At 67.0% G+C, this 25,754-nt stretch carries 27 protein-coding genes; 14 read left to right on the forward strand and 13 right to left on the reverse strand.

Annotated features, from left to right (window positions below):
* The 3 genes from ung to tsaD form a co-directional block, all read right to left on the reverse strand.
* A complete protein-coding gene (gene ung, locus O8I58_RS10335; protein WP_298315311.1) occupies positions 1-723 on the reverse strand; it encodes a uracil-DNA glycosylase in 723 nt (240 codons plus the stop codon).
* A gap of 38 nt (positions 724-761) precedes the next feature.
* Positions 762-1,238, reverse strand: coding sequence for a hypothetical protein (locus O8I58_RS10340; RefSeq protein WP_298315314.1), 477 nt, complete (start codon positions 1,236-1,238; stop codon positions 762-764).
* 64 nt (positions 1,239-1,302) lie between these two features.
* Positions 1,303-2,328, reverse strand: a complete 1,026-nt coding sequence (gene tsaD / locus O8I58_RS10345) for a tRNA (adenosine(37)-N6)-threonylcarbamoyltransferase complex transferase subunit TsaD (RefSeq protein ID WP_298315316.1) — start codon at positions 2,326-2,328, stop codon at positions 1,303-1,305.
* A 123-nt stretch (positions 2,329-2,451) separates the two neighbouring features.
* Here tsaD and rpsU point away from each other — a divergent pair, with 123 nt between their 5' ends.
* The 7 genes from rpsU (at position 2,452) to dnaG (ending at position 8,840) form a co-directional block, all read left to right on the forward strand.
* On the forward strand, positions 2,452-2,667 hold the full coding sequence (gene rpsU, locus O8I58_RS10350) for a 30S ribosomal protein S21 (RefSeq protein WP_002808376.1): 216 nt from the start codon (positions 2,452-2,454) through the stop codon (positions 2,665-2,667).
* Positions 2,668-2,831: 164 nt separating this feature from the next.
* Entirely contained in the window at positions 2,832-3,278 is a 447-nt protein-coding gene (locus tag O8I58_RS10355; RefSeq protein WP_298315321.1) for a GatB/YqeY domain-containing protein, read from the forward strand.
* 277 nt (positions 3,279-3,555) lie between these two features.
* Positions 3,556-3,831, forward strand: coding sequence for a hypothetical protein (locus tag O8I58_RS10360; RefSeq protein WP_298315324.1), 276 nt, complete (start codon positions 3,556-3,558; stop codon positions 3,829-3,831).
* Positions 3,821-4,093: a hypothetical protein gene (locus O8I58_RS10365; protein ID WP_298315327.1), complete on the forward strand. Its 273-nt coding sequence runs from the start codon at positions 3,821-3,823 to the stop codon at positions 4,091-4,093. The genes O8I58_RS10360 and O8I58_RS10365 overlap by 11 nt, the downstream gene beginning before the upstream one ends.
* A complete protein-coding gene (locus O8I58_RS10370) occupies positions 4,090-5,652 on the forward strand; it encodes a PepSY-associated TM helix domain-containing protein (RefSeq protein WP_298315329.1) in 1,563 nt (520 codons plus the stop codon). The genes O8I58_RS10365 and O8I58_RS10370 overlap by 4 nt, the downstream gene beginning before the upstream one ends.
* 85 nt (positions 5,653-5,737) lie before the next feature.
* Entirely contained in the window at positions 5,738-6,727 is a 990-nt protein-coding gene (locus O8I58_RS10375; RefSeq protein WP_298315332.1) for a YihY/virulence factor BrkB family protein, read from the forward strand.
* A 379-nt stretch (positions 6,728-7,106) separates the two neighbouring features.
* The gene (gene dnaG, locus O8I58_RS10380) at positions 7,107-8,840 is read left to right on the forward strand and encodes a DNA primase (protein ID WP_298315335.1); all 1,734 of its coding nucleotides are present in this window, start codon (positions 7,107-7,109) and stop codon (positions 8,838-8,840) included.
* A gap of 122 nt (positions 8,841-8,962) precedes the next feature.
* Here dnaG and O8I58_RS10385 read toward each other — a convergent pair whose 3' ends face one another.
* Positions 8,963-9,625, reverse strand: coding sequence for a TetR/AcrR family transcriptional regulator (locus O8I58_RS10385; RefSeq protein WP_298315337.1), 663 nt, complete (start codon positions 9,623-9,625; stop codon positions 8,963-8,965).
* Positions 9,626-9,728: 103 nt separating this feature from the next.
* Between O8I58_RS10385 and O8I58_RS10390 the strand changes: the two genes are divergently transcribed.
* From O8I58_RS10390 to O8I58_RS10415, 6 genes are all read left to right on the forward strand, one after another.
* Positions 9,729-10,736 (forward strand): HlyD family secretion protein, encoded by a 1,008-nt coding sequence (locus O8I58_RS10390; protein WP_298315340.1) that lies wholly within the window; start codon positions 9,729-9,731, stop codon positions 10,734-10,736.
* Entirely contained in the window at positions 10,733-12,505 is a 1,773-nt protein-coding gene (locus O8I58_RS10395; protein WP_298315343.1) for an ATP-binding cassette domain-containing protein, read from the forward strand. The genes O8I58_RS10390 and O8I58_RS10395 overlap by 4 nt, the downstream gene beginning before the upstream one ends.
* Positions 12,502-13,632 (forward strand): ABC transporter permease, encoded by a 1,131-nt coding sequence (locus O8I58_RS10400; protein ID WP_298315346.1) that lies wholly within the window; start codon positions 12,502-12,504, stop codon positions 13,630-13,632. The genes O8I58_RS10395 and O8I58_RS10400 overlap by 4 nt, the downstream gene beginning before the upstream one ends.
* A 3-nt stretch (positions 13,633-13,635) precedes the next feature.
* A complete protein-coding gene (locus tag O8I58_RS10405) occupies positions 13,636-14,751 on the forward strand; it encodes an ABC transporter permease (protein WP_298315349.1) in 1,116 nt (371 codons plus the stop codon).
* Between the two features lie 10 nt (positions 14,752-14,761).
* A complete protein-coding gene (locus O8I58_RS10410; RefSeq protein ID WP_298315352.1) occupies positions 14,762-16,273 on the forward strand; it encodes an efflux transporter outer membrane subunit in 1,512 nt (503 codons plus the stop codon).
* A gap of 226 nt (positions 16,274-16,499) precedes the next feature.
* Positions 16,500-17,450, forward strand: coding sequence for a bile acid:sodium symporter family protein (locus O8I58_RS10415; RefSeq protein ID WP_298322899.1), 951 nt, complete (start codon positions 16,500-16,502; stop codon positions 17,448-17,450).
* A gap of 140 nt (positions 17,451-17,590) precedes the next feature.
* Here O8I58_RS10415 and O8I58_RS10420 read toward each other — a convergent pair whose 3' ends face one another.
* From O8I58_RS10420 to O8I58_RS10440, 5 genes are all read right to left on the reverse strand, one after another.
* Positions 17,591-18,640: a LacI family DNA-binding transcriptional regulator gene (locus tag O8I58_RS10420; RefSeq protein WP_298315355.1), complete on the reverse strand. Its 1,050-nt coding sequence runs from the start codon at positions 18,638-18,640 to the stop codon at positions 17,591-17,593.
* 103 nt (positions 18,641-18,743) lie between these two features.
* Complete coding sequence (gene cyoE / locus O8I58_RS10425; RefSeq protein ID WP_298315359.1) at positions 18,744-19,673, reverse strand: heme o synthase; 930 nt, start codon at positions 19,671-19,673, stop codon at positions 18,744-18,746.
* Positions 19,670-20,851, reverse strand: coding sequence for a COX15/CtaA family protein (locus tag O8I58_RS10430; RefSeq protein WP_298315362.1), 1,182 nt, complete (start codon positions 20,849-20,851; stop codon positions 19,670-19,672). The genes cyoE and O8I58_RS10430 overlap by 4 nt, the downstream gene beginning before the upstream one ends.
* 19 nt (positions 20,852-20,870) lie before the next feature.
* Positions 20,871-21,440 carry a redox-active disulfide-containing membrane protein gene (locus tag O8I58_RS10435; protein ID WP_298315365.1) on the reverse strand — a complete coding sequence of 190 codons (570 nt, stop codon included), beginning with the start codon at positions 21,438-21,440 and terminating at the stop codon, positions 20,871-20,873.
* On the reverse strand, positions 21,437-22,165 hold the full coding sequence (locus tag O8I58_RS10440) for an SURF1 family protein (protein ID WP_298322901.1): 729 nt from the start codon (positions 22,163-22,165) through the stop codon (positions 21,437-21,439). Before O8I58_RS10440 ends, O8I58_RS10435 begins: the two co-directional genes overlap by 4 nt.
* A gap of 77 nt (positions 22,166-22,242) precedes the next feature.
* Between O8I58_RS10440 and O8I58_RS10445 the strand changes: the two genes are divergently transcribed.
* Complete coding sequence (locus O8I58_RS10445) at positions 22,243-22,461, forward strand: twin transmembrane helix small protein (protein WP_298315367.1); 219 nt, start codon at positions 22,243-22,245, stop codon at positions 22,459-22,461.
* Between the two features lie 39 nt (positions 22,462-22,500).
* Here the strand turns inward: O8I58_RS10445 and O8I58_RS10450 are convergent, their stop codons facing one another.
* The 4 genes from O8I58_RS10450 to ctaD are packed head-to-tail and all read right to left on the reverse strand — an operon-like array spanning position 22,501 to position 25,746.
* Positions 22,501-23,379: a cytochrome c oxidase subunit 3 gene (locus tag O8I58_RS10450; protein ID WP_298315370.1), complete on the reverse strand. Its 879-nt coding sequence runs from the start codon at positions 23,377-23,379 to the stop codon at positions 22,501-22,503.
* Between the two features lie 20 nt (positions 23,380-23,399).
* Positions 23,400-24,002 (reverse strand): cytochrome c oxidase assembly protein, encoded by a 603-nt coding sequence (locus O8I58_RS10455; protein WP_298315373.1) that lies wholly within the window; start codon positions 24,000-24,002, stop codon positions 23,400-23,402.
* Complete coding sequence (locus O8I58_RS10460) at positions 23,999-24,133, reverse strand: hypothetical protein (RefSeq protein WP_298315376.1); 135 nt, start codon at positions 24,131-24,133, stop codon at positions 23,999-24,001. Before O8I58_RS10460 ends, O8I58_RS10455 begins: the two co-directional genes overlap by 4 nt.
* Positions 24,133-25,746 carry a cytochrome c oxidase subunit I gene (gene ctaD / locus O8I58_RS10465; protein WP_298315379.1) on the reverse strand — a complete coding sequence of 538 codons (1,614 nt, stop codon included), beginning with the start codon at positions 25,744-25,746 and terminating at the stop codon, positions 24,133-24,135. Before ctaD ends, O8I58_RS10460 begins: the two co-directional genes overlap by 1 nt.
* Positions 25,747-25,754 lie beyond the last annotated feature (8 nt).

Consider the following 25,754-nt stretch of genomic DNA (forward strand, 5'->3'; position numbering starts at 1 on the left):
TCAGTCCGGCAGCGACGCGCGCGGCGGCAGGCTCCAGTCCACCGCGCCCAGGCCATGCCGGGCCAGGTAATCGTTGGCCTGGGAGAAATGCCCGCAACCCAGGAACCCGCGATACGCCGACAACGGCGACGGGTGCGGCGCCTTCAGCACGCGATGGCGCCGGGGATCGATGACCTTGCCCTTGGCCTGCGCATAGCTGCCCCACAGCAGGAACACCAGATGCTCGCGCTCGGCCGCCAGGGTCTGGATGACGTGGTCGGTGAAGCCTTCCCAGCCCTTGCCCTGGTGGGCACCGGCGCGGCCTTCCTCCACCGTCAGCACCGAATTCAGCAACAGCACGCCGTGCTGCGCCCACGCGGTCAGGCAGCCATGGTCCGGGCGGACGAAGCCCACGTCCTGGGCCAGTTCCTTGTAGATGTTCTGCAGCGACGGCGGCACCGGCACGCCCGGCTGCACCGAGAAGCACAGGCCATGTGCCTGCCCTGCGCCGTGGTACGGGTCCTGGCCCAGGATCACCACCTTCACCTTGTCGAACGGCGTGGCATCGAACGCAGCGAAGATCTGCGGCCCTGCCGGGAACACCTGCGCCCCAGCCGCCTTGCGCTGGCGCAGGAAGGCCGACAGTTCCTGCATCTCCGGCCGCAGCAGCCAGTCGCCGACGCGCGCCTTCCACGAGGGCTCGAGCTGGATGCGGGAAGTGGACACGTCGTGGTCCTTGGTCATGAGCGGAGCGGGTCCTGAAAAGCGAAAGTCGCGGGAGGTCAATCCATGGACTGGGTGAGCAACGCCACCAGCGAGGGACCTTCGGGATACACGATATCGGCCACGCGCCAGCCGGCAGGCGTCCGGGCGAGCCTGAATTGCAGGACCATGTGCTCGTGCGTGGAAGGGATCTCGTACTGCACCTTCACCTCGTCGGCGCCCGCCTCCGTGATGGTCAGGTCCTGCGCGGCAGGATCCTGCGATGCCCACAGCGGGGTGAAGTCCAGCCGGCAGACTTCATGCGTGCGCGTGACGCAGGCTGCGTCGCTGACCAGCAGGGAGGCCAGCTTCGGCGCAAAGTACTTCAACAGGACCGCTTCAGGCTGCTGGGCCAGGCCATCATCTGGCACGTGCAGCACCGCTTCCCACGCAAAGTCACGGTAGAGCTGCTTCACCACACCAGTCGGCGCAGGCACGGTCGCCTGGGCGTGGGCGGAAAGCAGCAACGAAGACAACAACACCGCAGCAACGCGCATGACAGAGTCCATGCCTGAAAAAGGGCGCCATTGTACGGCCAGCCTTTTCAGCGACTGGCCGTGTTCACAGTGCCTGCAGCGTCGCCATATCCCAGCGCGGGGTGACTTTCACCTGCGCATCAGTGTGCTGGCCGGCTTCCAGCCGCAGCGCGCCGGCAAAGGCGATCATCGCGCCGTTGTCGGTGCACAACGCCGGGCGCGGGAAACACACCCGGCCGCCGTTGCGCGCAGCCGCGTCCTGCAGCTTGGCGCGCAGGCGCTTGTTGGCGCCCACGCCGCCGGCCACGACCAGCACATTGCTGCCGGCCGCATCCAGCGCGCGCTGGCACTTGATCGCCAGGGTGTCGACCACCGCGTCCTCGAAACCGCGCGCGATGTCGCGCCGGGTCTGATCGCTCTGATCGCTGTCGCGCCAGGCAAGCAATACCTGGGTCTTCAGGCCGGAAAAGCTGAAATCCAGGCCCGGCCGATCAGTCATCGGCCGCGAGAATTTGTATCTACCCGGGGTGCCCTGCTCAGCCAGCGCCGCCAGCTGCGGGCCGCCCGGATACGGCAGGCCCATCATCTTGGCGGTCTTGTCGAAGGCCTCGCCGGCCGCGTCGTCCAGGGTTTCGCCCAGCAGCCGGTAGCTGCCGATCTGGTCGACCGCCACTAGCTGGGTGTGGCCGCCTGAGACCAGCAGCGCGACGAACGGGGCTTCCGGCGGGTCGTCTTCCATCAGCGGGGCCAGCAGGTGGCCTTCCATGTGGTGCACGCCGACGGCCGGCAGATCCAGCGCCCAGGCCAGTGAACGGGCCACGCCCGCGCCGACCAGCAGCGCGCCGACCAGGCCCGGGCCGGCGGTATAGGCCACGCCGTCCAGGTCGGTGGTGGACATGCCCGCTTCGTCCAGGGTCTGGCGGATCAGCGGCAGCAGCTTGCGCACGTGGTCGCGGCTGGCCAGTTCCGGCACCACGCCGCCGTACTGGGCGTGCAGCGCGATCTGGCTGTACACCGCATGGGCGCGCAGGCCGTCCGCGCCGGCCACGGACGTGTCGTACACGGCCACGCCGGTTTCGTCGCAGGAGGTTTCGATGCCAAGGACTTTCATGTGCACAGGATGCGCCCGGCCCCACGTCAATGCCAGTCCTTGCGCTTGCATGGCCCGGGGCAAGTCGCTATAGTGCGCGGCTCACCGGGTTGGAGCCCGGTACTTTTGTGTCCCGGAGATTCCATGCCAAGCGTCAAAGTCCGCGAAAACGAGCCTTTTGAATTTGCGCTCCGTCGCTTCAAGCGCACCTGCGAGAAGGCCGGTGTTCTGGCCGAAACCCGCAAGCGCGAGTTTTACGAAAAGCCGACCCAGGAACGCAAGCGCAAGGCCGCTGCCGCGGTGAAGCGCCAGCTGCGTCGCTCTTCGCGCGACGTCACCAAGCGCCAGCGCCTGTACTGAGCGAAGGCAGGTCGTTCCATCGGCACCGTTTCGGCGGCTGACCGATGGGAAGTCCGACCAGGAGCCGGCACGCGTGAGCGTCGCCGGCTTTTTGTCGTTCCCCGTTTTCCTGCGATCCCACGCCCGGGGCCGAGTGCCGCGCGCGACCCGTTCGGAGCCATGCCATGAGCCTCAAAGCACAACTCACCGATGACATGAAGACGGCCATGAAGGCCGGCGAGAAGGACCGTCTGGGCGTGATCCGCCTGATCAACGCGGCCATCAAGCAGCGCGAAGTCGATGAGCGCATCGAGCTGGACGACGCCGCGGTGCTGGCCGTACTGGAAAAGATGGTCAAGCAGCGCAAGGACTCGGTCAGCCAGTTCGAAGCAGCCAACCGTGAGGACCTGGCCGCGATCGAACGCGCCGAGATCGTCTTCATCGATGCCTACCTGCCGGCCAAGCTGGATGAGGCGGCGATCAACGTCGCGATCGATGCGGCCATCGCCCAGACCGGCGCGAGCAGCCCGGCCGACATGGGCAAGCTGATGGGCGTGCTGAAGCCGCAGCTGGCGGGTCAGGCCGACATGGGCCTGGTCTCCAAGCTGATCAAGCAGAAGCTGGCCGGCTGACCGCAACGCGATTCTTGGTCGCGCCGGGCTTGCCCGGCTGCGCCTCGGGCAGGTCGCGGGGAACGCTTCAGCCGAGTCCCCAAGAGGGGATTGCCACAAGTGCGGCGCCACAGGGCAAGCCGCACGCTGCAAATGCCAGCTGTTCTCATCTAAGATGCCGCCGCTGGGTGCACGCCTTACGCCGTACCCATGTTCGACCTGCCCATCGGCGGCCATCAGGACATCGCTTGCCCATCCGCGCCCTTCCCGTCCCCTGCTGCAGCACGGCCGCGCGGCCATGACCCTGCTCTATCTGCTGTGCGGCCTGCTGGCCGCGCTGGCGTTCTACCTGGCCACCGCGCACCAGCACCTGCTGCCGTCGCTGCGCCCGCGTGCGCGCCTCCTGCGCGTGGCCGCCTGGCTGCTGTCGCTGGGATCGCTGCTGGCCGCCATGCAGGCGCTCGGACTCTGGGCCGGGGTGTTTGCCAGCCTGAGCATGGCAATGCTGGGCATGGCGCTGCTGCCTTACCTGGATGCGTGGCTGCAGGCACGGGGCACGCGCCATGTGGGGTAAATCGTTGGCCGCCCTGCTGCTGGGCCTGCCACTGTCCACCGGACTGGTGGGCCTGGTCGCCCTGCTGTGGCCCGGCCCGCTGGAAGTGCACACGCTGGCACTGCTGCTGTGGTCCTTCCCGGTCTGGATCGGAGTGATGGCCGCAGCCTTTGCCTGCCGCAGCGGCGCACGCGCATGGCTATGGCTGGGTGGCGCGACGCTGCTGTGCTTCGGCGTACTGCAGGCCTGCAAGCTGCTGGGCTGGACGGGCGTGCCGGCATGAAGGCCGCGACGCTGCGCAGCTTCCTCGCCCTGCATACCTGGGTCGGGCTGACCGCGGGCATGGCGCTGTTCATCGCGTTCTATGCCGGCGCGTTCACCATCTTCACCCACCAGCTGACCGACTGGTCGCCCCGGCCCGCGGCGGCGTCGCGGGTGAACGCCGAAACGCCCGCCGCGCAGATCGCGCACGCGCAGCGGCTGGTCGACACGATGCTCGCGCGCATGCCCGCGGCGAAGGAGTCGATGTTCCTGGTGATGGCCGGCGACCACGGCCCGGTGCCGCGCATCTTCCACCAGCCGCCGGACCAGGCCGATACCTTCCAGTACCAGCTGGACGAACACGGCGCTCTGGTGACGCTGCCGCAGCGCACCGGCTTCGTCGATTTCCTCTACGACCTGCACTTCACCGGCGGCCTGCCCAACACCTTCGGCACCTACCTGTTCGGCGTAGTCAGCATCCTGTACGGACTGGCGCTGGTCTCGGGCGTGGTGATCTACGCGCCGGTGCTGCTCAAGGATCTGTTTGCATTGCGCATCGGCCGCAACGTCAAGCGCCTGTGGCAGGACGCGCACAACGTGATCGGCATGCTGTCGCTGCCCTTCCACGTGATCTTCGCCTGGTCCGGCGCGGTGTTGACGCTGGGCGTGATCCTGCTGGCGCCGTTCCAGTACCTGGTGTTCGACGGCAAGCTGATGCAGGTGCTGGCAAACGACTTCGAAGTGGTGCCGCACGTCGAACCCGCCAAGGTCGCCAGGCCGACGCTGCCAGTGGCCGACCTGATCGCGCGTGCGCGCATCGCCGTGCCGGGCATGCAGGTCGACTCGATCAATTACCACGACATCGGCGATGCCAACGCGCAGATCGAGGTGTATGGCGAAGTCGACCAGCGCCACCTCAATACCATGGCGGTGGTGGCCATGAACGGCGCCAGCGGCAAGCTGCTGCGCACGGTCGACCCGCGCACGATGTCGCCCGGCACCGCGTCCCTGCGCGGCCTGCAGGGACTGCACTTCGGCAACTACGGGCACGGCGCGGTGCAGTGGCTGTATTTCCTGCTGGGGCTGGCCGGCGCGTTCCTGTTCTACAGCGGAAACCTGCTGTGGATCGAAGCACGCCGCAAGCGCCGCCAGCACGCGCAGCCGCTGCGCACCCAGGTGATGGCACGGCTGACGCTGGGCGTGTGCCTGGGCTGCGTCGGCGGGGTGTCGGCGCTGTTCATTGCCGGCGCGCTGCTGCCCGAATCGCAGGCCGCGATGACGTATTACGCGACGTTCTTCGTGCTGCTGGCGTGGGCGCTGATCCGCAAACCGGCCAAGGCCGGTGCCGAACTGCTGTTCGCCTGCGCACTGCTGACCCTGCTGGTGCCGGTCGCAGGCTGGATCGGCACTGGCGAACACTTCTTCGCCGCGCTCTGGAACGGCCACTGGACCCGCTTTGCCATCGGCGTGATCGCCCTGCTGCTGGCGGCAGCGTACTGGCGCATGGGCCTGGCCGCGCGGCGACGCGCACGCAGCGGTGATGGCAATAGCCTGTGGGCACGCACGCCGCACGAAACCTGAACCCGGCGCTCACCACACGGTGACACCGGGCTGGGGCATGCTCGCCCGCGGCACGTCCCCGAGGCCACCGGTCGCCACGCCCACTGTGCAACTACCTTCCTCAGACAAACTCAACAAGCGCCTGCAGCAGCTGCAGGACAGCGTCCCGGTGGCGCTGGCCAAGCGCTTCGCCGACAGCGACCTGATGACCCAGGCCGCTGCATTGACCTTCTACGCGCTGCTCTCGCTGGCGCCGTTGCTGGTGCTGCTGCTGTGGCTGGTCGCCTCGCTGTATCCACCGGCGCAGGAGGAACTGCTGCGCCAGTTGGTCGGCCTGGCCGGCCCACAGGCCGGCGATGTCGCCCAGACCGTGCTGGCCAATGCCAAGAACCAGCCCAGCGTCGGCTCGCTGGCCGGGCTGTGGAGCACGCTGCTGCTGGCCATCGGCGCCACGGCGGTGTTCGCGCGGCTGCAGGCGGCACTGAACCTGATCTTCTACACCGACCGCAAGGAACTGGGCGGCGGCATCAAGGATTTCCTGAAGAAGCGCGTGTTCTCCTTCGGCGTGGTCCTGGGCCTGGGCTTCCTGCTGATCGTGTCGATGATGGCCGCCACCGGCCTGCAGGTGGTGCTCAACAACGTGCCCTCGCTGCTGCCGGTGCTGGGCAACGTGCTGACCTTCGTGCTGTATGCGGGGGCGTTCGGCTTCCTCTACCACTATCTGCCCGACCGACCGGTCGAATGGCGCCAGGCGTTGCTGGGCGGAGTCATCACCGCCGGGCTGTTCATCGCCGGTCGCTACGCCATCGGCGTGTACCTGTCGCGGACCAATCCAGGCAGCGCCTACGGCGCCATGGGCGCGATGGTGATCATGCTGGTGTGGCTGTACTACGCCACGGTGGTGTTCTTCGTCGGCGCCTTGCTCACCGCCGTCATCGACGAGCGCATGGATGCGCACGCCGCGCATCGTGCCGCCGAACGCGAGGCACTCCTGCGGGAAAGCTCGCTGGCGCAGCCGGAAGCCGTCGATCCCGATACCAACGCCCTGCCCGCGCAGGACCTGCCGTCGCATCAGGACAGCACACCCAGGATCTGAGTAAGGGCCTTCCTTGCCTCACTCCGCAACCAAGCAGAGCTGCTTGCTGTGCCCTTGCTTTGCTGTGCCGTGGCTCTTGCCCCCAGACCTCCGTCGGGCACGGCGAACGGACGAGGCCAAGACCCGCAGGGCGCCACGCATGGATGCGTGGCGTTTTTCGAAGGGACTGGGATGTTCCTTCGAAAAATCCCTCGACCCGTAGCGGACCCGCGTAGCGGGCGTGCCGCCCGGAGCGTGTTTCTTTGCCCAGCTTTCTTTGCACGAGCAAAGAAAGTGGGTCGGGCCGCGAAGCGGCACGAAAGCTGTTGCCGTGGAATCATCAAGCACGGAAGCGCAAGGCAGCCCGGACTTGACGCCCATGGCATCCTAGTCGCCTGCCATGGCCCGTATCCCCGACGCTTTCATCGACGATCTTCTCGCCCGCACCGACATCGTCGAGGTGGTCGGTTCGCGCGTGCCACTGAAGAAGCAGGGCAAGGAATATTCGGCACGCTGCCCGTTCCACGACGAGCGCTCGGCCTCGTTCACCGTCTCGCCCACCAAGCAGTTCTATCACTGCTTCGGCTGTGGCGCGCACGGCACCGCGATCAGCTTCCTGATGAATTACGACCGCCTCGAATTCCTCGACGCGGTCGACGAGCTGGCCAAGCGCAACGGCATGGAAGTGCCGCGCGACACCGCCCAACGCAACCAGAACGACGACAGCCGTGACCTGTATGCGGCGATGGAAGCCAGCGCCAGGTTCTTCCAGCGCCAGCTCGCCGGCAGCGACAAGGCCAAGACGTATCTGGACGGACGCGGCGTGGACGAGGCCACGCGCACGCTGTTCGGCATCGGCTATGCGCCCGATGGTTTCTCGGCGTTGAAGGACGCGCTGGGCACTGATGCGCGCCGCAGCCAGCTGCTGGAACGCGGCGGCATGTACTCCAAGAACGACCGCGGCCACGTCTACGACAAGTTCCGCGACCGGGTGATGTTCCCGATCGCCGATCGCCGTGGCCGCACGATCGCCTTCGGCGGCCGCGTGCTGGACAAGGATGACGGCCCCAAATACCTCAACAGTCCCGAGACCACGCTGTTCCACAAAGGCCGCGAACTCTATGGCCTGTGGCAGGTGCGCCAGTCCAACCAGAAGATCGAGAAGCTGGTGGTGGTCGAGGGCTACATGGACGTGGTCAGCCTGTTCCAGTTCGGTGTCACCTACGCGGTGGCCACGCTGGGCACGGCGACCACGCCGGACCACGCCGAACTGCTGTTCCGCAACGCGGCTGATGTGTACTTCTGCTTCGACGGCGACGCCGCTGGCCAGCGCGCGGGCTGGCGTGCACTGGAATCGGTATTGCCACGCATGAAGGACGGGCGCCAGGCGTTCTTCCTGTTCCTGCCGCAGGGCGAGGACCCGGACACCATCGTGCGCAAGGAAGGCGCCGAAGGTTTCGCCGCGCGCCTGGGCCAGGGCACGCCGCTGTCGCAGTTCTTCTTCGACGAGCTGTCGCGCGACGTCAACATGGCCACGCTGGATGGCAAGGCGCGCCTGGCCGAAAAGGCCAAGCCGCTGCTGGCGCAGATTCCCGATGGCGCGTTCGGCGACCTGATGCGCGCGCAGCTGACCCAGGTCACCGGGGTCGGCGCCAATCCGCCGCCTGCACCGCCGCCGACGCGCGCGCCATCGCGTACCGCCTCCGCGCGCGGACCGCAGCAGCGGCCCAGCCTGGTGCGCAGCGCCATCGTGCTGTTGCTGCACGTACCGTCGCTGGCGCTGGAAGTGCCGGCGCCCTACAGCTTCGCCGGCCTGCGCCTGGCGGGCATCGAGCTGCTGACCGAACTGCTGGACATCATCCAGGCGCGTCCGGACATCACCCCCGGCGCACTGCTGGAACATTTCGCCGACCGCGAGGAACTGCCCGCGCTGCAGAAGCTGATGCTGCAGGACCTGCCTGGCGAAGAACCCGCCTGGCGCCAGGAACTGCACGACGCGATAGTCCAGCTGGAGAGGCAGACCCTGCAGCAACGCCTGGACGAACTGCTGGCCAAGCAGCGCGCGCAGGGCCTGGACGACACCGACAAGTACGAGCTGCGCGAGCTGCTGAAGATCCGCGCCCAGGCGCAATGACCCGGGTCGGCGAACCGGGCGCGACATGCGCGCCCTGACGGTGCGTCCGCCGCTGCATCCACGCACCGTTGCTCCGCCCACGGCGCACCGCGCACCCTGGGGCTGGAATCAGACCTGCCGCATCACGGCGAGGCGCTGGCGTTCAGCGCATGCTGCCGCCCGGCTTCGGCCAGGCCGGCCATCGCAAACGCATGCAGGTGCCCAACCAGCACCGCGCGTGGCATCTGGAACACCTGCTGGATGGGTCCCGGCAGATGCCCGCCGATCATCAGCATCAGGCAGGGCGCCGCCACACTGAGCAGGCAGCGCATCAAGGCGGGATCTCCGGCGGGGATGCCGGTGATCTGACTGATGACCTGCACCAGGCGGGCCATCTTGGGCATCACCTCCTGCGCGAAGAGCATGTCCAGATGCGGGGAAGGCGAGGCGATCTCGCGCGCGATGACGCGGACATGCCAGCCATCGGCCTCCACGATGCCTCCGACGATGCGATCGAGCACCTCGCGGAGCTGCTCGCTGGCGGAAAGCCCGCTGTCGGCCAGCCTGGACAGCTCGGACAAGCTGACCAATCCACGATGCCCCTCGGCCAGCACGGCCTGGTACAGGCCGCTGCGGTTGCCGAAGTGATAGTTGATCGAAGCCAGGTCGACCCCCGCATCGGCGGCAACCGCCTTGCTGGTCGTCTCGGCATACCCGGATGCGGCGATCAACCGCCCCGCCGATTCCAGGATCCTGCTGCGGGTTGCATCCCCATCGGATCGCAACGGGCGAGCGCCCTTCGTCATTTGCACACCTGCTGAATTTCGCGCAGCCATTATGCACCCGCTTGCACCATAGATTAAATTAGTTTTAATCTATTCGCGGCGATTCGCCATTCGAGACCCGTCCATGAAGAAGTCGCGCCTGGTGGTATCCGCTGCCGTCGTCCTGGTTGTCATCGCGCTGGTGGCGTGGTGGTTCGTCCGTCGTGATGCCGCAGATGCCGGCCAGCTCACGCTCCACGGCAATGTCGATATCCGCCAGGTTTCGCTGGCATTCGACGGTTCGGGCAGAGTCGCCAGCCTGGCCGTCGAGGAAGGCGACCAGGTCAAGGCCGGGCAGCGCCTGGCAACCCTGGACACCCGATCGCTGGCCTTGCAGGCCGAGCAGGCCTTGGCCCAGATCGAGGTACAGCAACAGACGCTGGCGAAACTGCGCAATGGCTCCCGCCCGCAGGAAGTGTCCCAGGCACAGAGCCGCGCGACCGCCGCGCAGGCACAGGCACAACGGGCCGAACAGGACCTGGCGCGCCTGCAGGACATCAGCGCCAATACCCAGGGCCGGGGCGTCAGCTCACAGGAGCTGGCCCATGCCAGGAGCCAGGTGCAGGTCGCCCGGGCCCAGGCCGCCGAGCAGCAGGATGCGCTGCGCCTTGCCCAGCTTGGCCCACGGGCCGAGGAAATCGATGTGGCGCAGGCGCAACTGAAATCGGCGCAGGCGCAGCTGGCGCTGCTGCAGCTGGAACGCTCCCATGGCGAGCTGATCGCGCCCTCCGATGCGGTGGTGCGCTCGCGGCTGGTCGAACCCGGCGACATGGCCACCCCGCAACGCGCCATCTACACCCTGGCCCTGACGCATCCGAAGTGGGTCCGCGTGTATGTCGAGGAGGCCGACCTTGGCAGGATCAAGCCCGGCATGCCGGCGCGCATTTCCACCGATAGCCAGCCAGGCCAATCCATCCAGGGCAAGGTCGGCTACATCGCCTCGGTCGCCGAATTCACGCCCAAATCGGTCGAGACCGAAGCGCTGCGCACCAGCCTGGTCTACGAAGTCCGCGTGATCACCCAGGACAAGGACGACCAACTCCGCCTGGGACAGCCCGCCACCGTCCGCCTGTCGACCACCGCGGCCCCATGAGCGAAGCCCCGACCACCGTGGCGGCACGGGGCCTGCGCAAGACGTTTCCGGTGGCCGGTGGCCGCTCGTGCGTGGCCCTGGACGAGCTCAGCCTGTCGATGCGGGCCGGCGAACTGACCGCCCTGGTCGGCCCGGATGGCGCCGGCAAGACCACCTTCATGCGCCTGGTCTGCGGACTGCTGAAACCCGATGCCGGTGCGCTGACCGTGCTGGGTCACGATGTCATCGCCCAGCCGCAGGCGGTGCAGGACCGGATCAGCTACATGCCGCAGCGATTCGGCCTGTATGACGACCTGAGCGTGCAGGAAAACCTGGACCTGTATGCCGACCTGCATGCCGTGCCGCAGCAGCAGCGGCACGAACGCTATGCCCGGCTGCTGGACATGACCGACCTGGCCCGGTTCACCGCACGACCGGCCGGCAAGCTGTCCGGCGGCATGAAGCAGAAACTCGGACTGGCCTGCACGCTGGTGCGCTCGCCCGACCTGCTGCTGCTGGACGAACCCAGCGTCGGCGTGGACCCGCTTTCCCGGCGCGACCTGTGGGAAATCATCGAACAGCTGATCCAGCAGGAACAGCTGAGCGTCCTGGTCAGCACCGCCTACATGGACGAAGCCGAACGCTGCGCGCAGGTCTTCGTCCTGCATGAAGGCCACTTGCTGGCCGATGGACCGCCTTCGACGCTGCGCACCCGCGCGCGCGGCCTGACTTACGCCGTGACGCCGCCGCGCGGGATGCCCGCCCGCGCGCTCCAGGCGCGGCTGCTGGACGCCGATGCCCTGGTCATCGACGCGGTGCCCAAAGGCGGTGCCGTGCAGTTCATTCGCCGGCCCGAGGCATCGGTGGCGAACGTGGAAGCGCTGCTGGACGGGATCGCCGCCGAACCCCGCGCGGAAATGCTGGAAGACGCTTTCATGCTGCTGCTCAAGCAACATGAAGGCAGCGCTGAAGCGAAGGCCGCACCGATACCCGAGGTCGCCGCGTCGCTCACCGAAGCCTCACCCGGTGCAGCCAAAGAACCCGTGATCGTCGTCCACGACCTGGTCCGCAAGTTCGGTGATTTCACCGCCGTGGCCAGTACCTCCTTCGATGTGCAACGCGGCGAGATCTTTGGTCTGCTCGGCCCCAACGGCGCTGGCAAGACCACGACCTTCCGCATGCTCTGTGGCTTGTTGCCACCCAGCAGCGGGCAGTTGCAGGTGGCCGGGATGGATCTGCGCACCGCCCGCGCCAAGGCGCGCGGCCGGATCGGCTATGTCTCGCAGAAATTCGCGCTGTACGGCAACCTGAGCATCCGCGAGAACCTCAGCTTTTTTGGTGGCGCCTATGGCCTGCGTGGCCGCGTGTTGCAGGAACGGGTGCAGGCCTCGCTGGATCAGTTCAACCTGGACCCCAACGCCATCAGCGGCGAGCTGCCGGGTGGCTTCAAGCAGCGCCTGGCGATGGCCACCGGCCTGATCCACCAACCCGAGATCCTGTTCCTGGACGAGCCCACCAGCGGCATCGACCCGCTGACCCGGCGCATGTTCTGGCGCACGATCACCGGCCTGGCCCAGGCCGGGGTCACCATCATCGTCACCACCCATTTCATGGAAGAGGCCGAGTACTGCGACCGCATCGCGATCCAGGACGCAGGAAAACTGCTCGCATTGGGAACGCCGCAGCAGGTGCGTGAACAGGCCGGCGCCGATCACGCCACTGACATGAGCAGCGCGTTCATCGGCATCGTCGAGCAGGCCCGGCGACAGGGCATGGAGAAGGCCGCATGAGCGCGTCTGGGTTCTTCAACCGACTGTTCGCACTGACCCGCAAGGAAACGCGCCAGATGCTGCGCGACCGCAGCAACCTGGCGGTTGGCCTGGCGCTTCCGGTCGCGCTGATCCTGCTGTTCGGCTATGGCATGTCGTTCGATGTCACCCACGCGCCGCTCGCAGTGGTCCTGGAAGACGCCTCGCCCGCTGCACGCCAGGCCGTCAGCGGCCTGGAGGGTTCCCGATATCTGTCTCCGATCCAGACCCGCGACACGCAGGAAGCCGAACGCCTGCTGCGTGCCGGCGAAGTCGATGGCATCGTGCGCGTCCCCGTCGATTTCTCGCAACGCCAGGCTGATGGCCAGGCGCGCGTACAACTGCTGCTCAACGGCGTGGACCAGAGCACCGCGTCGACGATCGAAGGCTATGTCAGCGGTGCACTGGGCAGCGTGGCCCAGCAACAGCTGGATCGCGCCGGCAAGCCTGCCACCAGCGCGGGCGGCATCACCATCGTGCAGCGGATGTGGTTCAACGAGGCCGGCAACAGCACCTGGTTCCTGGTGCCCGGGCTGATCGCCCTGGTCATGACGCTGATCGGCGCATTCCTCACCTCGCTGCTGATCGCGCGCGAATGGGAACGCGGCACGCTGGAATCACTGTTCGTCACACCGGTGCGCCCGTTCGAGCTGGTGCTGGCCAAGTTGGCACCCTACGTGGTCATCGGCGCGATCGATCTGGTGATGTGCCTGCTGGCCTCGGCATTCCTGTTCCAGGTGCCCATGCGCGGCTCCCTGCTGCTTGTCGCGCTGGCGTCGCTGCTTTACCTGGTCTTGTCGCTGCTGCTTGGTCTTTTCATTTCCGGCAAAACGCGGAGCCAGTTCGTCGCCAGCCAGGTGTCGCTGCTGTTGAGCTTCATGCCCGCCATGATGCTTTCCGGATTCGTCTTCGACCTGCGCAACACGCCGATGGTCGTCCGCGTCATCAGCCAGGCACTCCCGGCAACGCACTTCATGGGGTTGATCAAGACCTTGTTCCTGGCCGGCAACGACTGGCCGATGGTGTTCGAGAAGTGCGGGATCCTGCTGCTTTACGTGATCGTGCTGGCCTTCGCCACCGCATCCACCCTGCGCAAGCGCCTGGACTGATCCATGAAAGACCTCATCGCCTACCTGGCCCGCATCGGCGCGCTGTGCCGCAAGGAAATCCTCACCCTGGTCAAGGAGCCGCGGACCCGGGCGATCCTGTTCGTCCCGGCGTTGATGCAGGCCTTGCTGTTCGGTTACGGCGCCACCTACGACCTCAAACATGCACCTTACGCGGCGCTGGACCTGAGCCATGGCAGCGCCGCCTCGGAGATCCTGGCCCGGCTCGACGGCACCGGCGTGTTCGAGCGCAAGGCCAACCTGACCTCCTCTTCCCAGATCGCCGAAGCCATCGATTCGGGCCAGGCGCTGATGGTGCTGACGTTTCCCTCCGATTTCGAACAACGCCTGGCGGCCGGCCAGCAGGCACCCATCCAGCTGATCCTGGACGGGCGGAACTCATCCACCGCCGGCTCGGCATCGGGCTATGTCGGGTCCATCGTCAACAGCTACAGCCAGTCCTTGCCGGGCGGTGGCAGCGGCATCACGGTCGTGCGCCGTGCCTGGTACAACCCGAACCTCGAGTCGCGCTGGCAGCTCATGCCCGCCCTGATCGCCGCGTTGAGCATGCTCCAGACCTTGCTGATTGCCGCGCTTTCGGTGGCGCGCGAACGCGAGCAGGGAACCTTCGACCAACTGCTGGTCACGCCGCTGACGCCCATGCAGATCCTGATCGGCAAGGCCGTGCCGTCGATTACGGTCGGACTGATCCAGTCGACGATCATCCTGCTGATCATCCGCTTCTGGTTCCAGATCCCCATGAATGGCAGCTATGGCCTGCTGTACCTGGGCCTGGTGACCTTCACCATTGCGGCGGTTGGACTGGGGCTGTCGATCTCGGCCCTGGCCGTGAACATGCAGCAGGCCATGCTGTACACGTTCCTGCTGATCATGCCGCTGATGCTGCTGTCCGGATTGCTCACCCCGGTCCGCAACATGCCGGCCTTCCTCCAGACCGCCACCTACATCAATCCGCTGCGGTTCGGCATCGACCTGGTCAGGCGCGTCTACCTGGAAGGCGCCGGGCTGCACGAAATCGGCTTCGACTTCCTCCCCATGCTGGCCATGGCCGCGGTGACCCTGCCGCTGGCTGCCTGGCTGTTCCGCAATCGCCTGTCCTGAGAAGGCCGCCATGTCCCGTTCGCTGTTGTTTTCCCGACCCGGCCGCCTGTTGCAGGTTGCCCCCTCGCTGCTCGCCCTGGCGCTGGCAGGCTGCGCCGTTGGCCCGGACTTCGTCCGGCCCACGCCCGATGCCCCCGGAGACTGGACCCAATGGCACGGCGGCGACGACAGCCTGCGTCCAACCGTCGAGGGCATCGTCACCAACGGCCCGTGGTGGAAGGCCTATGGCGACCCGGTGCTGGAGGTCCTGCAGCGCCGGGCACAGGCGAACAGCCCTGACCTGAAGACCGCTGCCCTGCACCTGGCCCAGGCGCGCGTACAGCGGCTCAGCACCAAAGCGCAGACGCTGCCCGAGGTCGATCTCAGCGCCGGTGTCACGCGCCAGCGCCAGAGCGAGAACGGTGCATCGACACGGCTGGTCCGAGCCATCGGCGGCGACCAGACCGATAGCCTGACCCAGGTGCTCAGTGAACCCTTCACGCTGTACCAGGCCGGCGTCGACGTGTCATGGGAGCCGGACCTGTGGGGCCGCATCCGCCGCTCGATCGAGGCCTCCGATGCCGATGTCCAGCAACAGGCCGCGCTGCTCGACCTGACCCGGCTGTCCATCTCTGACACCTTGGCCAGCGCCTACTTCGACCTGCGAACGACGCAACAGCGGATCGCCATCGCACGTGACGACATCAAGGCCCTGCAAGCACGCATGTCGCTGCTGGAAGCCCGCCTGCACGGCGGGGTGATCGACCATCTGGACACGTCGCGGCAACACACCGAGCTTGCCGCGCTGGAGGCAACCCTGCCCGCACTGCTGGCGCAGGAGAACAGCGATGCCAACCAGTTGGCGCTGCTCGTTGGCGAGCGGCCGGGCGCGCTGGCCGATGTCCTGCAGCCTGTCCAGGCGGATGCCGCACCGGCGTTGCCGGACCTCGCACTGGGCCTGCCTTCGGAACTCGCACGCCGGCGGCCGGATATCCGTGCAGCGGAAGCGGCCCTTCATTCGGCCACCGCCAACATCGGTATCGCCCGGGCCGATCTTTACCCCAGCGTCCGCCTTGGCGCCAAGTTCGGCTACGAGTCCTATCAATCCGGCGTGCTGACGGATTGGGGCAGCCGCACCTGGTCGGTGGGGCCGTCACTGGACCTGCCGATCTTCGACCACGGGCGGCGCGTGCGCGTGGTCCAGCTGCGCCAGCTGCAGCAGCAGGAAGCGGCCGTGGAGTACCAGAAGACCGTGTTGCAGGCGTGGAAAGAGATCGACGACGCATTGGCCAGCTACGCCTCCCTGCGCCAACGCGATGCCTTGTTGCGCGAGCGCGAAGCCAGCGCCAAGGACGCCTGGACACTGGTCAATGCCAAGTACGACGCCGGCGTGGTGGATTTCCTGTCGGTGATCGACAGCCAGCGCAGCTATCTGCAGGCGCGCAACGACCTTGCGCAGAATCGCGGACAGCTGCAGGCTGCCTTTGCCCACGTCAATCTGGCTGCTGGCAATCTGGGCGGCGAGGACGACGATCCGCACTGACGGCGGGGATGGCATCGGCGCCGGCCATGCACGGTGGCGGCGCGGACCACACCGACAAGCACGGGCTGCGCGCTGCTGGCGATCCGCGCCGCCGGGCCATGAAGCGGTTGCGGACGCAACCAGACAAGACCGGCGCACGCACGACCTTTAAACTACCGGTCCTGCAACTGCTGTGCGAACCGCCGTGAACCTGCTCAAGCGCCTGCGCATCGACAACTTCACCCTGATGCTGCTGGGCACCGTGCTGCTGGCCTCGCTGCTACCTGTGCGCGGCACCGCGGCGGTCTGGATGGACCACATCACCGACCTGGCCATTGCCGCGCTGTTCTTCCTGCACGGCGCACGCCTGTCGCGTGAAGCGGTGATGGCCGGCCTGCTGCACTGGCGCCTGCACCTGACCATCCTGGCCTGCACGTTCGTGCTGTTCCCCCTCGTGGGCCTGGTGCTGCATCCGCTCGCGAATCATGTGGTCACGCCGGGCCTGGCGCTGGGCCTGCTGTTCCTGTGTGCGCTGCCGTCCACGGTGCAGTCCTCGATCGCGTTCACCTCGATGGCCGGTGGCAACGTGCCGGCGGCCGTGGTGTCGGCATCGGCATCCAGCCTGCTGGGCGTGTTCCTGACCCCGGCGATCCTGGCGCTGATCGTCGGCAGCCAGGGCGCGATGGCCAACCCGGTCGACGCGATGGTCAAGATCCTGCTGCAGCTGCTGCTGCCGTTCGTGGCCGGCCATCTGCTGCGGCCGCTGATCGGCGGCTGGGTGGCGCGCCGTCGCGCGGTGCTGCGTTATACCGACCAGGGCACCATCCTGCTGGTGGTCTACACCGCGTTCAGTGCAGCGGTGGTCGAAGGACTGTGGCACGACACGCCGCTGCTGGCGCTGGCCGGTCTGCTGGTGCTGTGCCTGGTGCTGCTGGGCGTGGCGATGGTACTGATCACGTTCATCGCGCGGCGCCTGGGTTTCAAGCGCGCCGACGAGATCGCCATCGTGTTCTGCGGCTCCAAGAAGAGCCTGGCCACCGGCGTGCCGATGGCCAAGGTGATGTTCGCCAGCGGCTCACTGGGCGCGATCGTGCTGCCGCTGATGCTCTACCACCAGATCCAGCTGATCGTGTGTGCGGTGGTCGCCCAGCGTTACGCGCGCCAGCAGGGACTGTCGGTCGAGCAGCCGGCGGATTGAACCTTGGTCGGCCATGCGGCAGCCGGGCTCGCCTGTAGAGCCAAGCTTGCTCGGCTGAAGCCTTCCCGGTGAAGCCACAGCCGAGCAAGCTCGGCTCTACAGGATGGGGCGAACTTCGGCCTTGGCCGGGGTCCCGGCCGCTACGCGAACAGTTCGTACTGCCCCAGGTTTTCCGGCGTGATCAAGCGGAACCGGGTCAGCCCTTCCGGCGCCTGGTCCAGTTCGTCGTTGGCGTGCAGCAGATGCTGCAGGCCAGACAGCACCTGGCTTTCCGGGTCCTGGTCCAGGGTGGCGGCCATGTCGCCCGAACGCAGCAACTCGGCGCTCTCACGCGTGGCTTCGTGGCCAACCCACACTGGCGCCACCGCCAGCGGATGGCGGCGCAGCGCGCGCCGGATGCCCGCCAAGCCTGCGCCGGTGTTGTAGATCGCGACGATGTCGTGGTGCTGGCGCAGTGCGTCGTGCAGCTGCGCGTAGGCGCGCTCTGCATCATCGAACAGCTGCACGGGCGGGAGCGGATCCAGGTGCGGGAACTGCTCGGCCACGATCTGGGCGAAGCCATCCGCACGCTCGACGTGCGAACGGAAATCCAGCGAGTTCACCGCGACCCAGACCTTGCCCGCGCTGCGGGTGAAGCGCCCGGCCAGATAGCCGGCCGTGCGTCCGGCCAGGGTGTTGTCGATGCCGGCGTAGGCCAGCCGCTGGATGCCGGTGATGTCGCTGGACAGGGTCACCACCGGCGTGCCGGCCGCGTTGACCACCTGCAGCGCCTGGCGGATGCGGTCGCTGTCGCGGGCCACGATCAGCAGGCCGTGGCGCGGATACGGCGGATGCTCCAGGAACTCGGCCAGGCGCTCGTCGTCGCGTTCGCCCCAGGCGCTGCGGTGCACGGTCACGCGCGGGCCGATCAGGCCGGCGTAGCGCTCCAGCGCGTTGTTGATGCGCTGGAAATGCGGGACCTCGCTGTGCACTAGGACCACGTCGAAATGGAGCACGCCGTGGCGCACTTCCGGCAGCAGCCGGTTGGTGCCCAGGCGCTTGGCCGCCTCGACCACCTTGCGGCGCAGCGCATCGGACACACTCCCACGCTCGTTGAGCACGCGGTCCACGGTGCTGGGACTGACCCCGGCCTCGAGTGCGATCTCGGTGAAACGGGGACTGCGTTTGGTACGACGGCGCTCTGCGCTCATGGGAACTGGATCTGGGTCAAAAGGAACCTGGCGCAACCTGCGCCTCCGCGGGACTGCGCCTGCATCGTCCTGTGCTGCGGGCCGGAGTGCAACGTCTCGGTCATCAACCCAGGCTGCGTCCGGCGATGCCCGGCAGCAGCGGCGACAGCCAGTGGTCCACCAGCAGGAACGCGAACAGCGCCATCAGGTACACGATGGAATAGCGGAACGTGCGCATGGCGAAGAACTCGTCCGGCGGGTCCAGCATCTTCCACGCGTACCACAGGAAACCGATCCCCAGGACCAGCGCGCCGCCCAGGTAGAACAGCCCGCTCAGGCCGAACAACACCGGCAGCAGCGTCGCTTCGACCAGCAGCACCGTGTAGAACAGGATCTGCCAGCGCGTATAGACCACGCCATGGGTGACCGGCAGCATCGGGATCAAGGCCTTGGCGTAGTCCTCGCGGCGGAAGATCGCCAGCGCCCAGAAATGCGGCGGCGTCCACACGAAGATGATCAGCACCAGCAACAGCGCATGGCCCCAGTCCCACGGCCCGGTCATGCCAGTCACCGCGGCCCAGCCCAGCAGCGGCGGGGTCGCGCCGGCCACGCCACCAATCACGATGTTCTGCGGCGTGGCGCGCTTGAGGTACACGGTGTAGATCACCGCGTAGCCGATCAGCGAGAAGAACGTCAGCACCGCGGTGACCACGTTGACGAACGCCACCAGGATCAGCATCGACAGCGCGGTCAAGGCGAGCGCGAAGGTCAGCACCTGCCACGGCTTGACCTTGCCCACCACCAGCGGCCGCCACGAAGTGCGCGCCATCTGCGCATCGATGCGCGCATCGAGCAACTGGTTGATCGCCGCCGCGGCCGAAGCCGCCAGCCAGATGCCGAGGAACCCGAGCAACCCATGGCGCACCTGGGTGCCGGTCGGCAGGCCGGGAATGGCCAGGATCATGCCCACGAACGCGGTGAACACGATCAGCGCCACCACCCGCGGCTTGGTCAGGTCCCAGTAGTCGCGGAACGTACTGCGCGAAGTGTTCATGCCGGCACCTTCAGGCGCGCCAGCAGCGACACCAGCAGGAAGGTCAGCAGCACCGCGCCGGCGTTGTGCAGCACGGCCACTTCCAGCGGCAGCGCCAGCTTGACGTTGAGGATGCCCAGCGCCACCTGCGCCAGCAGTGCCAGCAGCAGGCCCACGGCCCAACCGCGCATGCCCGGCACGCGCCACAAGCGCAGGCTGCACGCCACCAGCCAGCAGAACACCACGATGGCCATCAGCCGGTGCGCCATCTGGATGGCGATGCGCGAGGCACCGTCCAGCACGCCGCCTTCGTAGTCCACGCCGATGCCGCGCCACAGGGTGAAGCCTTCGCGGAAATCATGTGGTGGCCACCACTGGCCCACGCACTGCGGGAAATTCGCTGCGCGCCAGCTGCCACCACCGCAGGCCAGCGCCGCGTAGTTGGAACTGACCCAGCCACCCAGCGCGATCTGCAGCACCAGCAGGCTTAAAGCCACCCACAGCCAGCGCTTGAGCGTGGCCGCTTCGCCCAGCTGGATCGGCAGCTGGGTCGCGCGCCATCCCATCCAGACCAGCAGCGCGAAGGTCGCCAGCCCGCCCAGCAGGTGGCCCATGACCACGATCGGCTTGAGCAGCCAGGTCACCGTCCACATGCCCAACAACGCCTGGAAGATGATCATCGCCAGGGTCAGCATCGCCACGCGCGCCAGGTCGCCGCCACCGCCCGGTGCGGACGCCGACGACCAGCGCCATGCCGCGAACAGCAGGATGCCTTCGCCCAGCAGCGCGACCACGCTGGCCGCGACATGCATCCCCTTCATGTAGAGCGGGATCGCCGCGGCCACCAGCACCGCCGACACGATCACCTGGCTCACGCCCAGCCGACGACGACGCACCGCCATCAACGCTAGGCTGAAGATCTCGATGCTCAGCATGCCGGCCAGGAAGCGGTGCACCTGCTCGCGCCAGGCCTTGTGGGTTTCCAGCGGGCGGATCTTCAGCGGCGCATGGTCGATGATGTCCGACGGCGCCTGCGGCCATGCCGCGCGGCCATAGCAGGTCGGCCAGTCCGGGCAACTCAGCCCGGCATCGGACAGGCGCACGAAGCCGCCAAAAACAATCGTGCTGGCGGTCATCAGCGCGGCCAGCCAGGCGATGCGGTGGAAGTGCCGGAACGGCAGGCGTAGGGAAGCAGGCATTACGTTGGGGTTCGCAAAGTCAAATAAGTTTCAGCAGCTTGGCCACGTCGGTGCGCAGGTCGGACGGGTCGAAGCCCGGCGCGAAACGCATCATCACGAAGCCATTGGGATCGATCACATACACCGGCACGCCGGCCGGGTCGTCCAGCCGCGGCAATGCGGCCAGCAGCGCCGGATCGCGCACCAGCACGCGCAGCGAGGCCGGGTGCGCGGCGCCGGGCGGCGGCGTGCCGATCCAGAGGATATGGACCTGGTCGGCATTGTGGCCGAACAGCTGCCACACCGTGTCCAGCTGCCGGGACAACGCGATACAGGCTTCGACACAGTCGGCCGGCGGCGCCAGCACGATGCGCCAGGTGCGCTGCGGCTGGGCCCAGTCGTAGGTGCCGCCCGCCGCCAGCGCCGGTTTCAGCGCGCGCAGGTCGCCCGGTGGATGCAGCAGCTCGCCGTGGTTCTTCATGCCGTCCGGCTGCCAGCCGGAAAAGCGCAGCACGCCCGCGCCCAGCACGCTGCCGAAAAACAGCACGAACAGGCCAAGCAGGATCAGCCGGCCGCGGCGGCGGCCAGGAGGAACGTCGGGAAGCGTCATGCCCCCATTTTCTCACGCGCAGCGCCCCGGCGCCGCCACGTCAGCACGCCCGCGGTGGCCAACACGGCCAAGGCCAGCCCGAACCACTGCACCGCATAGCCCAGGTGCCGCTCCGGCGGCAGCGTATTGGGCAGCACGTCCAGGTCGCGCGGATAGCCGATCGGCAGGGCCGGATCGAGCTTCAACACCCGTGGCGCAAGGGTTTCCAGCTTCAACGGGACTGCCAACGCCGCCGGTTGCAGCGCCACCGCAAGCAGGTCGCCATCGGCCTGCGGTGCCGCCGGCCCGCGGATCAGACCCGGCGACGGCGGCGGCGCCAGCAAGCCTGAAATCTGACGCGATCCAGTCAACGGCGCCACCGCCGGCAGCGCGCGATCGCCCTGCAGCGGCTGCCAGCCCAGCTCCACCAGCAGCGCAGGGCCGCCGTTGGCGGGCAGGAACGGGCGATAAACCCGCACGCCGGGCTGGCCATCGCGCACCTGGTTGTCCAGCAACACGGCCGGCCCGGCAACAAAATGACCTGCACCCGCGGCCCAGTCGAAATCCAGTCCGCGCGACGCCTGCGCGGCCACCGACAGCGGCACCGGCTGCCGGGCCTGCAACGTGTGCTGCACCTGGGCCAGCATCGCCCGCTTCTGCTCGGCACGCCCAAGCTGCCAGACACCCAAGGCGGTGAAGCCGCCCGCCAACAGCACGGCCAGCAACCAACCCACCGCCATCGGCATGCGCCGCCGGCCCACACGCATGGCCGGTACGGCTGCGATAATCGGCTCAGTCGGCATCACGCCGCACCGAGGTTCGCATGAACGATTCGCTCAAGACCCTGTTGATCGTCGCCTTCCTGATCATGATCGTATGGAACCTCGGCGCCGGCCTGTATTACCTGCTGGTCGACCGCGGCCAGACCAAGCGGACCGTGCGTGCATTGAGCTGGCGCATCGGCCTGTCGGTGGCCCTGTTCCTGCTGGTCGTGCTGGGTATCTGGAGCGGCATGATCAAGCCGCATGACGTCGGCCAGTAACGCGGCCGGCACAACCGGTCGCCTGCTGATGCTGTGCGCTTACAGCACGTAGACGAACAGGAACAGCGCCAGCCACACCACGTCCACGAAGTGCCAGTACCACGCAGCCGCTTCGAACGCGAAATGGTTGTCCTTGGTGAAATGCCCCTTGAGCACGCGCAGCCACATGATGGCCAGCATCAACGTGCCCAGGAACACATGCGCACCGTGGAAGCCGGTCAGCATGAAGAACGTCGAACCGTAGATGCCCGAGCCCAGGGTCAGGTTGAGCGTGTGGTAGGCGTGGATGTACTCATCGGCCTGGAAGTACAGGAAGCTCGCACCCAGCAGCACGGTGATCCCCAGCCAGACCAGGACCAGGCCGCGGCGCGCCGCCTTGAGCCCGTGATGGGCGATGGTCAGGGTGACGCCGGAGCTGAGCAGGATCAGCGTGTTGATCAGCGGCAGGCCCCAGGCCGGGATGGTCTGGAACGGGCCACCGATCGCCGCCGGCCCGTTGGTCGGCCAGCCGGCCGAATAACCTTCCCAGAGCAGCGCGTTGGTCATGACGCCATCGCCGACGCCGCTGAGCCACGGCAGCGACAGCGTCCGGGTATAGAACAGCGCACCGAAGAACGCACCGAAGAACATCACTTCGGAGAAGATGAACCACACCATCCCCATGCGGAAGGACACATCGACCTGCTTGTTATAGCTGCCGGCGACCGATTCGCGGATCACATCGCCGAACCACATGAACAAGGTCGCCGCCAGCATCGCAATGCCGATGAAGAACATCCATTTGCCCCAGGCCGCGTCGTTGAGCCAACTGGCCACGCCGATCATCAGCACGAACATCGCAATCGACCCGACGAAGGGCCACTTGCTGTGGTGCGGGACGAAATAGACGTCGGCATCGTGGGTGTGGGTCTGCGCCATCACGCGTTCCTTGGGTCAGCTTAAGGCGCCAGGCGCGCCGTGGGAGTTGCCGCTGCACCGTTGAGGCGCGCGGTCAGGACATCGTTCTTGAAGAAGGTGTAGGACAGGGTGATCGTGGACACGTCCGACGGCAGGTCGGGATCGATCATGAAACGCACCGGCATGTCGCGACTTTCACCGGCATCCAGCGTCTGCGCCGTGAAGCAGAAGCATTCGGTCTTGACGAAGTACTGCGACGCGCGCGCCGGCGCCACCGACGGCACCGCACTGCCGACGATCGCCCGCTTGCCATCGTTGCGGGCGAAGAACTGCGCGTCGTAGAGCTGGCCCGGCACGACCTGCATGCGCGGCTGTTCCGGGTGGAAGGCCCAGGGCAGCTTCGAGTTGACCCCGCCATCGAACTCCACCGTGACCATGCGCGGCTTGGCCAGTGTGCCAGCCACCAGCGCCTGTGCCGGCCCCCGCTCCAGGCGCACGCCGAACACTTTCTCGCAGGCCAGCCGATACAGCGGCACCAGCGAGAACGTCAGGACAAACACGACCACGGCCACGCCGATCATCCGCGACAGGCCCGCCGTGTGGCTGTCCCGTGCAGGCGATTGCGTCGCGCCGGTGTCGTTCACGTGCGCAGCACCCCGGACAGGATGAAGGCGATGTAGATCGCAATGGCGATGCCACCGACCACCAGCGCGGTATTACGCGTCGCACGGCGGCGGCGCTGCAACTCATCCATCGGCGTGCGCTGCGTGGCCATCAGTGACCGATGTCCTCATGCGCCAGGTCACCGGGCTTGAGCACCGGCGGCGTGGTGAACGTATGCGCCGGCGCCGGCGAGGGCACCGTCCATTCCAGGCCCTTGGCGCCTTCCCACGAACGGGCCTCGGCACGTTCGCCCTTGCGCAGCGACCAGCCCAGGATCGCCGCCATCATGAAGGGCGTGACGAACATGCCGAACGCACCGATGGAACTGACGAAGTTCCAGTCGGCGAACACCACGTTGTAGTCCGGGATGCGGCGCGGCATGCCGGCCAGGCCAAGGAAGTGCTGTGGGAAGAACAGCACGTTGACGAACACCACCGACCACCAGAAATGGAACTTGCTCCAGAACTGGCTGTACATGCGCCCGGTCCACTTCGGCCACCAGTAATAGGTGGCCGCGATGATCGAGAACACCGCGCCGGTGACCAGCACGTAGTGGAAGTGCGCGACCACGAAATAGGTGTCGTGGTACTGGAAGTCGGCCGGCACGATCGCCAGCATCAGGCCGGAGAATCCACCGATGGTGAACAGGATGACGAAGGCCACCGCCCACAGCATCGGCGTTTCGAAGCTCAACGAACCCTTCCACATCGTGGAAACCCAGTTGAACACCTTCACGCCGGTGGGGATGGCGATCAGCATCGTGGCGAACATGAAGTACAGCTCGCCGCCCAACGGCATGCCCACCGCGAACATGTGGTGGGCCCACACGATGAAGGACAGGAACGCGATCGATGCGGTCGCATAGACCATCGCCTGGTAACCGAACAGCGGCTTGCGGCTGAAGGTCGGGATGATCTCGCTGGCCACGCCGAAGGCCGGCAGGATCATGATGTAGACCTCGGGATGGCCGAAGAACCAGAAGATGTGCTGGTACATCACCGGGTCGCCGCCACCGGCCGCATTGAAGAAGCTGGTGCCGAAGAAACGATCGGTCAGCAGCATCGTCACCGCGCCGGCGAGCACCGGCATCACCGCGATCAGCAGGAACGCGGTGATCAGCCAGGTCCAGGTGAAGATCGGCATCTTCAGCAGGTCCAGGCCCGGCGCACGCATGTTGAGGATGGTGGCGATGATGTTGATCGCGCCCATGATCGAACTGATGCCGGCCACGTGGATGGCGAACACGCTGAAGGCCACGTTGGCGCCGCCCTGCAGCGACAGCGGCGGGTACAGCGTCCAGCCACCGGCAACCGCGCCACCGGGCAGGAACAGCGTCAGCAGCAGCATCGAGAAGGCCACCGGCAGCAGCCAGAACGACCAGTTGTTCATGCGCGGCAGGGCCATGTCCGGCGCGCCGATCTGCAGCGGGATCATCCAGTTGCCCAGGCCGACGAAGGCCGGCATCACCCCACCGAAGATCATCACCAGCGCATGCACCGTGGTCATCTGGTTGAAGAATTCAGGCTTGACGAACTGCAGGCCCGGTTCCATCAGCTCGGCGCGGATCACCACGCTCATCGCCGCGCCGATGATGAACATGATGAAGCTGAAGATCAGGTAGAGCGTACCGATGTCCTTGTGGTTCGTTGAAAAGAACCAGCGCTCGACGAACCCCTGCTTGTGGGCATGGTGATCGTCGTGGTGCTCTGCGGCGGAGTGGGCCATGGGGCGTG

The sequence above is a fragment of the Pseudoxanthomonas sp. genome, assembly GCF_027498035.1.
Taxonomy (GTDB): Bacteria; Pseudomonadota; Gammaproteobacteria; order Xanthomonadales; family Xanthomonadaceae; genus Pseudoxanthomonas_A.

What these genes read in the sequence shown, in the direction of transcription:
- ung (WP_298315311.1), bottom strand. Translation starts at nt 723, where the DNA reads ATGACCAAGGACCACGACGTGTCCACTTCCCGCATCCAGCTCGAGCCC.
- O8I58_RS10340 (WP_298315314.1), bottom strand. Translation starts at nt 1,238, where the DNA reads ATGCGCGTTGCTGCGGTGTTGTTGTCTTCGTTGCTGCTTTCCGCCCAC.
- tsaD (WP_298315316.1), bottom strand. Translation starts at nt 2,328, where the DNA reads ATGAAAGTCCTTGGCATCGAAACCTCCTGCGACGAAACCGGCGTGGCC.
- rpsU (WP_002808376.1), top strand. Translation starts at nt 2,452, where the DNA reads ATGCCAAGCGTCAAAGTCCGCGAAAACGAGCCTTTTGAATTTGCGCTC.
- O8I58_RS10355 (WP_298315321.1), top strand. Translation starts at nt 2,832, where the DNA reads ATGAGCCTCAAAGCACAACTCACCGATGACATGAAGACGGCCATGAAG.
- O8I58_RS10360 (WP_298315324.1), top strand. Translation starts at nt 3,556, where the DNA reads ATGACCCTGCTCTATCTGCTGTGCGGCCTGCTGGCCGCGCTGGCGTTC.
- O8I58_RS10365 (WP_298315327.1), top strand. Translation starts at nt 3,821, where the DNA reads ATGTGGGGTAAATCGTTGGCCGCCCTGCTGCTGGGCCTGCCACTGTCC.
- O8I58_RS10370 (WP_298315329.1), top strand. Translation starts at nt 4,090, where the DNA reads ATGAAGGCCGCGACGCTGCGCAGCTTCCTCGCCCTGCATACCTGGGTC.
- dnaG (WP_298315335.1), top strand. Translation starts at nt 7,107, where the DNA reads ATGGCCCGTATCCCCGACGCTTTCATCGACGATCTTCTCGCCCGCACC.
- O8I58_RS10385 (WP_298315337.1), bottom strand. Translation starts at nt 9,625, where the DNA reads ATGACGAAGGGCGCTCGCCCGTTGCGATCCGATGGGGATGCAACCCGC.
- O8I58_RS10390 (WP_298315340.1), top strand. Translation starts at nt 9,729, where the DNA reads ATGAAGAAGTCGCGCCTGGTGGTATCCGCTGCCGTCGTCCTGGTTGTC.
- O8I58_RS10395 (WP_298315343.1), top strand. Translation starts at nt 10,733, where the DNA reads ATGAGCGAAGCCCCGACCACCGTGGCGGCACGGGGCCTGCGCAAGACG.
- O8I58_RS10400 (WP_298315346.1), top strand. Translation starts at nt 12,502, where the DNA reads ATGAGCGCGTCTGGGTTCTTCAACCGACTGTTCGCACTGACCCGCAAG.
- O8I58_RS10405 (WP_298315349.1), top strand. Translation starts at nt 13,636, where the DNA reads ATGAAAGACCTCATCGCCTACCTGGCCCGCATCGGCGCGCTGTGCCGC.
- O8I58_RS10410 (WP_298315352.1), top strand. Translation starts at nt 14,762, where the DNA reads ATGTCCCGTTCGCTGTTGTTTTCCCGACCCGGCCGCCTGTTGCAGGTT.
- O8I58_RS10415 (WP_298322899.1), top strand. Translation starts at nt 16,500, where the DNA reads ATGCTGCTGGGCACCGTGCTGCTGGCCTCGCTGCTACCTGTGCGCGGC.
- O8I58_RS10420 (WP_298315355.1), bottom strand. Translation starts at nt 18,640, where the DNA reads ATGAGCGCAGAGCGCCGTCGTACCAAACGCAGTCCCCGTTTCACCGAG.
- cyoE (WP_298315359.1), bottom strand. Translation starts at nt 19,673, where the DNA reads ATGAACACTTCGCGCAGTACGTTCCGCGACTACTGGGACCTGACCAAG.
- O8I58_RS10430 (WP_298315362.1), bottom strand. Translation starts at nt 20,851, where the DNA reads ATGCCTGCTTCCCTACGCCTGCCGTTCCGGCACTTCCACCGCATCGCC.
- O8I58_RS10435 (WP_298315365.1), bottom strand. Translation starts at nt 21,440, where the DNA reads ATGACGCTTCCCGACGTTCCTCCTGGCCGCCGCCGCGGCCGGCTGATC.
- O8I58_RS10440 (WP_298322901.1), bottom strand. Translation starts at nt 22,165, where the DNA reads ATGCCGATGGCGGTGGGTTGGTTGCTGGCCGTGCTGTTGGCGGGCGGC.
- O8I58_RS10445 (WP_298315367.1), top strand. Translation starts at nt 22,243, where the DNA reads ATGAACGATTCGCTCAAGACCCTGTTGATCGTCGCCTTCCTGATCATG.
- O8I58_RS10450 (WP_298315370.1), bottom strand. Translation starts at nt 23,379, where the DNA reads ATGGCGCAGACCCACACCCACGATGCCGACGTCTATTTCGTCCCGCAC.
- O8I58_RS10460 (WP_298315376.1), bottom strand. Translation starts at nt 24,133, where the DNA reads ATGGCCACGCAGCGCACGCCGATGGATGAGTTGCAGCGCCGCCGCCGT.
- ctaD (WP_298315379.1), bottom strand. Translation starts at nt 25,746, where the DNA reads ATGGCCCACTCCGCCGCAGAGCACCACGACGATCACCATGCCCACAAG.